This window comes from Novosphingobium lindaniclasticum LE124, assembly GCF_000445125.1.
GTDB classification, from domain to species: Bacteria; Pseudomonadota; Alphaproteobacteria; order Sphingomonadales; family Sphingomonadaceae; genus Novosphingobium; species Novosphingobium lindaniclasticum.
This window is the reverse complement of record NZ_ATHL01000024.1, coordinates 70,772-77,907: the sequence shown is the minus strand read 5'-3', so window position 1 is coordinate 77,907 and position 7,136 is coordinate 70,772. Positions and strand designations below refer to the sequence as shown.

The 7,136-nt window shown below is 62.7% G+C and carries 4 protein-coding genes; 2 read left to right on the top strand and 2 right to left on the bottom strand.

Annotation, left to right across the window (positions count from 1 at the left end):
* Window positions 1–311: 311 nt before the first annotated feature.
* Both L284_RS27845 and L284_RS27840 read right to left on the bottom strand, forming a co-directional pair.
* Entirely contained in the window at window positions 312–857 is a 546-nt protein-coding gene (locus L284_RS27845) for a calcium-binding protein (protein ID WP_021232559.1), read from the bottom strand.
* A 483-nt stretch (window positions 858–1,340) separates the two neighbouring features.
* Complete coding sequence (locus L284_RS27840) at window positions 1,341–4,016, bottom strand: S8 family serine peptidase (protein WP_031341466.1); 2,676 nt, start codon at window positions 4,014–4,016, stop codon at window positions 1,341–1,343.
* A gap of 585 nt (window positions 4,017–4,601) precedes the next feature.
* Between L284_RS27840 and L284_RS27835 the strand changes: the two genes are divergently transcribed.
* Both L284_RS27835 and L284_RS27830 read left to right on the top strand, forming a co-directional pair.
* Entirely contained in the window at window positions 4,602–6,440 is a 1,839-nt protein-coding gene (locus tag L284_RS27835; protein ID WP_021232557.1) for a cation:proton antiporter, read from the top strand.
* A complete protein-coding gene (locus L284_RS27830) occupies window positions 6,437–7,078 on the top strand; it encodes an OmpA family protein (RefSeq protein WP_021232556.1) in 642 nt (213 codons plus the stop codon). Before L284_RS27835 ends, L284_RS27830 begins: the two co-directional genes overlap by 4 nt.
* Window positions 7,079–7,136 lie beyond the last annotated feature (58 nt).

Genomic DNA, 7,136 nt, shown 5'->3' with positions numbered 1-7,136 from the left:
CTTGTCGCACACACAACATACAATGAAGCTTACTTTAGTTCCAGATGACTAGCGTAGGTTTCAAGTTGCCAGGGCGATGCTTGACTGCTGGCTGATCCGATGGATCAGCAGGGTTGTTCCTGGCGCCACAATTCAAGCGCAAACCTAAAGGCATACGACGAACCGGAGAAGGTGCGAGCCTTCTCCGGTTCTTTTATGTCGAGCGTCGCTTAGCGTGGCTCCGATCCGCGGGACCGCCTTTACTTCTTCAAGGCACAGGTTGTGTTTGCCTTGCGGCAAGCCAGGCGATTCCACCTGATCGGAAAGTGGTCTTACGCGACGAGAATGTCCGCATCGGTGAGGAGAACGTCGTAGAGCAGCACAGAGGTGCCGCCATAGGTCAGGATCGTGTTGTCGCCCGAGAACGCGATGGAATAGCCATCACCTTCGAGAAGCTGAACCTTGTCGATACCCTGCTCGAAATCGAAGACCTTGTCCGAGCCGTCGTCCTTGTCGAACACGAAAATGTCGGCGCCGCTGATCGTAGGATCGTTGGGATCGTCTCCGAACAGAACGTCGTTGTCGGCGCCGCCGAAGATGTAGTCGTCACCGGCGCCGCCGTAGAGGCGATCGTCGCCGCCGCCGCCATTCAGCGTGTCGTTGCCCTCGCCGCCGCGCAGCTTGTCGGGCGAACCCTGGCCCCAGAGCCTATCGTCGCCCTCGTCGCCGTAGAGGTTGTCGCTGTTCGCGCCGCCCTGGATGATGTCGTTGCCCCCGGCACCGTGAACGGTGTCGTTGCCTTGGCCCGACAGGATTTCGTCGTCTGCGGACGAGCCTGACAGGATGTCACCGATTGAAGATCCGTCGATAATTGCCACGGGATGTTCCTTCCGAAAAATCGTTGAGTCTTGAATCACCTACAATTCGACGACGATTGTGCCGGCTTCCCGTTCTTATCTGTTCAGCAAATCACGCCTGCTCAGGAGACTTGGCGAAGCTTCCCTGTTGCCCAATCTTCCATCCGTGGACCTGGTGCAGCGCTCCGACTTCGTCCCTTTCGCAAGGATCGAATACGCCGGATCTCGATAACGTGGCAACCAAAGAAAAGCACGTCCTGCCGCATGCGGAGATTTATGGCGCCACAATGGAGCGAATTATAAGAATAGATACGTAGACCGAATTTATAGAGTTTGCGCCATCGTCTTGCGGATCAAGACATTGCCCGATCGATTTCGATTTTTGTAGTGTCCAGATTGGACGAGGATTATGCAAGCGAAAAGAGGCTCCGACGGGTCGGAGCCTCTTTTCAGCGAGCGGTTTGTCGCGCGCTGAACGAAGCGGCCAAGCGCTCGGTCGGCTGCTCAGGCCCAGAGCAGCCCTGCATCGGTTTCCGACATTTGCAGACCGTCCATTCCCAGGCCTTTCACGCGCGCCAGGAGATGATCGCCGGTTTCGTCGTGCATCTGGAGATACGTGCTGCCGCCGGTGGTGACGATGTCGAAAGTGGCATCTCCCGTGGCGCCGGTGACCAGGAGCTTGTCGCCGTCCGCCGCGTTGAAATCGTAGATCGTGTCCATGGCGGCCACGTCGGCGGCATCGAACACGAAGGTGTCCGCGCCGGCCTCGCCATAGATGCGATCCGCGCCGGTGCCGCCGAAGATCCAGTCGTTGCCCGCGCCGCCCATGATGGTGTCGATGCCGGCATCGCCATAGAGATAGTCGTGGCCCTCGTCGCCGTAGATCGTATCGTCGCCATTGCCGCCGCTGATGCTGTCGTTTCCAGCCATGCCGCGCAGCTTGTCCATGCCCTCCAGTCCATCGATCCGTTCGGCGGCGGCCGTTCCGGTGAGGCGGTCGTCTCCGGCAGTGCCGGTCAGCTTCGCTGCATAGACGATCTTGGCATCCCCGTAGGGGCTGGTCGGCGCGGGCTCACTGGAGCCATTCGAACCAGGCGTCTCGACCACCGGCGCAGTGGTGCCGCCGCCCGGGTTCGCCGTGTCGCCGGGGAGGGGTGTTGCAGGCTGTTGCGGTGCCGCGCCGCCTGAGGCGAGCAGCTTGGTGAGCTGGTCGTAGGAATAGATGCCGTCGGAGAAGGTGAAGCTCTCAACGTTGCAGACGCTCGTGACGTCCCCCGCCCGGACCGAGATCGTCAAAGCGCCCGTCGCCGACAGCGACCCCGAAACCTTGGAGATAGAGCAGCCCATGATCAGGCTGTCGAGCCCCTGGCCGCCGTCGATCGCGTCATTGCCGAAGCTGAAATAGATGACGTCGTTGCCGCGTCCGGCATCGAGGACATTGGCGACATCCGTGCCGATCAGCGTGTCGTTGCCGTCACCCGAATAGATGTTCTCGATCGTGCCTGCCGTCAGCGAGAGCGTCACGCCCGCGATCGAGCTGGCCTTGGCTGCGCTTAGATCGATGAAGCTGTTCGTCGTCACGGCGGCGGCATTGATGGTGTCCACGCCGCCGTTCGCATCCTTCAGGGTGCTCCGGCGAGCCAGGTCGTCGCCCTGATAGAGGGAGCCGAACTCGTCGGTGTAGATATAGGTATCGTTCTTGGACGTGTCGGCATCGCCCAGCAACGTCAAGGTGGCGCCCTTGAACTTGCCGCTCATGGGCACACCGGCCTTGTCGGTGGCGGCCGGGTCGCGATTGTAGATGTCGACCTTCCATATCCCCGCCGAGTCCTCGCCCATCGATGCGACGGAGCTGAAGGTGAAGTTGCGGATGCTGCCGACCCGGCTCTCGTCGGGAAGATCGTAGACGAGGCGGACCCGCGTGCCGTCGGGCGAGGTCAGGTAGACGTCGATGTCGCCGCTGTTCAGCCAGTTGAGATCTATCGAAAGCTGGACATGCTCCAGGTTCACGGCATCCGTCACGGGAATGTCGAGCGTGATGTGGTCGTTGGAACCGGCGCTCAGGGTCTGCGTCGAAGTCACGGTCTTGCTGACGGTCGTGAGGTTGGCGAAGGTCTGTTGCACGGTCCAGGTCTCGGCGAGGCGGACGGCATCGTGAACGTTGAGGAAGCCGTACCCGAAGGCGTCGCTGAAGTGCAGGCCGCCGCCATTGAAGTTGTCGGCTCCGTTGGTCCGCCAGCCGTCGCCGAAGTTCGCGCTGTCGGTCAGGCCGGTGCGGTGGGCCGAGTAGGCGAGGATTTCCTGGATGTCGCGGTAGCCCAGGTTCGGATTGGCCTGAAGCATGAGGCCGATAGCGGCCGAGACGGCCGGAGCGGCGAAGGAAGTGCCGTTGACGCTTTCATAGCGGTCGCTCAGCGTGGTGGTCAGCACATCGCGGCCGGCGGCCGATATAAGGACGTTCGCGCCGAGGCTGGTGAAGGACGAGGGCTTGCCGTCGCTGTCCACGGCGCCCACCGCGATTGCATAAGGAGAGTTCTGGAAGTTGTGATAGTTGGACGTCCCGCCGGTTCCGGCGTTGCCGGCCGCGAAGACCAGCGATGTGCCAAGGCCGCCGCGACCTTCGGAAACGGCGTGGACCAGCGCGGCCTTGTATTCCGGATTGGTGCTGAAATTGTCCGCGAAGTTCTCGACGAAGCTCCAGCTATTGTTCGAAACATCGACTTCGGCCGATTTGCGCAGCGCAGCCACGATCTGGCCCACGGCGTTGGCGGCGCTATAATCGACGCCGTAGCCGACCAGCGTGGCTCCCGAGGCGATACCCACGGTGCCGACGCCGTTCGCGGCTTCGGCGGCGATCACGCCCGCCACCAGGGTGCCGTGCGTTGCGGGAAGCGCGGTGGCGCTGATGGCCACTTTGTCCGAACCGGTCGAGAAATTGAAATCGAGCGCGGTGTTGTAAGCCTTCTTGAGGTCGGCATGACGGAAATCGATCTGGGTATCGACCACGCCGATCTTCACGCCGGCGCCGTTATAGTCTTTCCAGACGGAATAGACGTCGATGCTCAATTTTGAACGCGTGGATCCATCGAGATACCACTGCTGCTTTTCGAGAAGGTCACCATAATAGGTGGTCTGGCTTGCAGTGGCGGCAACCGAATTGCTGGTGATCTTGGAGGTCATGGCTACAAACTCGCTCTTGGCCAAATAAACCGTTCGATATTTCGGTTTTATTGGCTGGAAATGTCTTCGTTCAGCGAGTTTGGTTCTGACATCCCGAAGCTAACCTTCGGCTTCGTGACGCGGTGAACGCGTTTTAAGCTGCGGAAGCGGAAGATATTCACTGGAGATGACCACCTTGTAAGGGTTTTTACATGTGCTTCAGATGTGGCGGATCGGCAGTCCCGGATTTTCGAAGTGCGATCAGACGATTGGAGCGACCGTCGAAATGTGCCGTTAACCATGGGCGCGGCGGGCGGCCTGTTTCCGCCCCTCGCGGAAAGGTTTTGGAGAGGCCCGTCTACGTGAAGTTCCTGATCGTGCACGGCTATGGGCAATTACCTAGACGAGAGGTCTTTTCGGCATCGATCATCCCCGGTTGCGAGCTTTTTCTGTGATTGGGCCGATGCGCGGGCTTTCGATCAACGGCCGATTCCGTCGCGAGAGTGCGCGCGCCCATGTCCCGGCGCGGCTGCGCTGCCGACAGGTCGGCAGGAAATTGTCCTTGCGGTGTTTACCTCCCGTGTCCGAGGTCGCTATGGGTCTCGCATGCAGCAGCAAGCCCTCGTCTTCGCGCTGATCGGCATCCTCGGTATCGGCGCGCAGTGGATCGCGTGGCGCACCGGGTGGCCGGCCATTGCCCTCATGCTCGCCGCCGGTGTCCTTGCGGGACCGGTTACCGGACTGGTCGTGCCGGAACACACTTTCGGGGACCTGCTGGAGCCGATGGTCTCCGTGGCGGTGGCGCTGATCCTTTTCGAAGGGGGGCTCAGCCTCAATTTCCGGGAGCTTCGAAGGACGGAGGGCGCGGTCACGCGCCTGATGGTGATCGGCATTCCGGTAGGCTGGGTGCTCGGCACGCTGGCCTGCTACTATATCGCCGGGCTGGTCTGGCCCGTCGCGGTGCTGTTTGCCGGCATCCTCGTCGTCACGGGGCCGACGGTGGTCATCCCGCTACTTCGCCAGAGCAACGTGGCGCCGCGTCCGCGCGCGATCCTGAAATGGGAAGCGATCGTCAACGATCCGTTCGGGGCGCTCTGCGCCGTGATCACGTATGAATATCTGCGCCGGGTCGACGAAGGTGGAACGCTTCTTTCCGTCCTGGCCGCTCTCCTTGCGGCCGCCGTGGTGGCCGGGCTGATCGGTTACGGCGTTGCCCGTGCGATCGCCTGGGCTTTCCCGCGCGGGCACGTTCCCGAGTATCTCAAGGCCCCGATCCTGCTCGTCGCGGTGATCGGTACTTTCGTGCTGTCGAACCTGATCCAGCAGGAGACCGGCCTGCTGGCCGTCACCGTCATGGGCGTCGCCATCGCCAACATGCGGCTCGACAGCCTGCGCGATATCCATCCCTTCAAGGAGAACGTCACCGTCCTCCTGATCTCCGGCGTCTTCGTGCTGCTCTCGGCCTCACTGGACTTCAACGTGCTGCGTCAGTTCGAATGGCGTTTCATCGCCTATCTGCTGGCGCTACTGTTCCTGGTCCGCCCCGCCACGGTGCTCCTCAGCCTGGCCTTCAGCAAGATTCCCTGGAACGAGCGGCTGCTGGTCGCCTGGATCGCGCCGCGCGGGGTGGTGGCGGTCGCGATGTCCGGCCTCTTCGCGCTCCGGCTGGACCAGTTGGGTTATGGCAACGGCAGCATTCTGGTCACGCTGTCGTTCTCCGTCGTGGTGGCGACCATCGTCGCGCATGGTTTCAGCATCCGTTATGTCGCGCGGTGGCTGGGAGTGCTCGGCGCGCGCAAGCGGGGCTTGCTGATCGTCGGCAGCACGCCCTGGAGTCTCTCGCTGGCCGACCAGTTGCGCCAGCTGGAGGTGCCGGTGATGATCGCGGATACCAGCTGGCAGCGTCTCTCGATGGCCCGTCAGGCAGGAATCCCGACCTATCACGGCGAGATCCTCGCCGAATCGACCGAGGAACGACTCGATCTCGCGCAGTTCCAGGTGCTCGTCGCCACGACCGACAGCGAAGCCTACAATGCGCTGGTCTGCAGCGAGTTCGCGCCGGACATCGGCCGGGATTCAGTCTATCAGCTGGGCGGCATGGGCGATGACGAGGACCACCGGAGCCTGCCGGAGGCCTTGCGTGGCCGCGCCATGTTTACCTCCGGGCTTGGAGTGGCCGAAATCATGGAACGCGAACGTGCGGGCTGGACGTTCCGCAAGACGCGCCTCAGCGAACAGTTCGATTTCGCCGACGCGCGCGCCGCTCTGCCGGAAGAGGCGGACATATTGTTCCTCCTGCGCAAGGACGGCAAGATCCGCTTCTTCACCCATGCCTCGCGTCCGGCGCCGCAGCCCGGCGACATCGTGGTGTCCTATGGCCCCTCGCGCCACGGCGAGCCGGAGGGGCTTCGCACTGCCAACGAGAAGAAGGAGGCGACCGCATGAGAACCGCGCCCGTCATCGTATCGTCGATCCTGGCCGCGGCCCTTTGCGGCTGCCATCAGCCCGCGCCGGGCGGCGCAGAAGCCAGCCAGGCCGCGGGCCGTCAAGCCGAGGAGCCGGACCAGGCGGTGATCGCCGGGGCCATCACCGAAGCGGCCCAGGAAGCCAAGAAATCGATCATCCGCGCCGATGTGGAGACTGGACCCACCGAAGCGCCGCCGATCGAGAGAGTGCACCTCGTCGTGCCCTATCCAGCCAAAGGAGCGCAGCCGGACGAGGCCGGGCGCGTCTTGATCGACGGCGTGCTCGCGACCCCGGCCTACCAGGCCGGCGGGGCGATCACGATCTGGGGGCACAGCGATTCCAAAGGCTCGGATGCGGACAACCTGGCGGCTTCTCGCCGCAGGGCGGTAGCCGCTCGCGATTACCTCGAAAAGAAGGGTGTCGATGCCCGGCGCATAACCGTGATCGCGCTGGGCGAGGCGCGGCCGATCGCACCCAACCGCAAGCTCGACGGGAGCGACGATCTCGACGGCAGGGCGAAAAACCGCCGGGTGGAGATCGAGGTGCTGCCGCCCCAGGCCGAAGCCGCGGCAGACGGGGCTATGGCCCAGGATGCGGACAACAGGGCCCAGGACTGAGCGGTTCGGTCATCCCGGCATGGAATGCACGAAAAACCCGCAATCCATCGCCGGGAAA

Excerpts from the sequence above, each read along its gene's own strand:
- L284_RS27840 (WP_031341466.1), bottom strand. The coding sequence starts at position 4,016 with ATGACCTCCAAGATCACCAGCAATTCGGTTGCCGCCACTGCAAGCCAG.
- L284_RS27830 (WP_021232556.1), top strand. The coding sequence starts at position 6,437 with ATGAGAACCGCGCCCGTCATCGTATCGTCGATCCTGGCCGCGGCCCTT.
- L284_RS27835 (WP_021232557.1), top strand. The coding sequence starts at position 4,602 with ATGCAGCAGCAAGCCCTCGTCTTCGCGCTGATCGGCATCCTCGGTATC.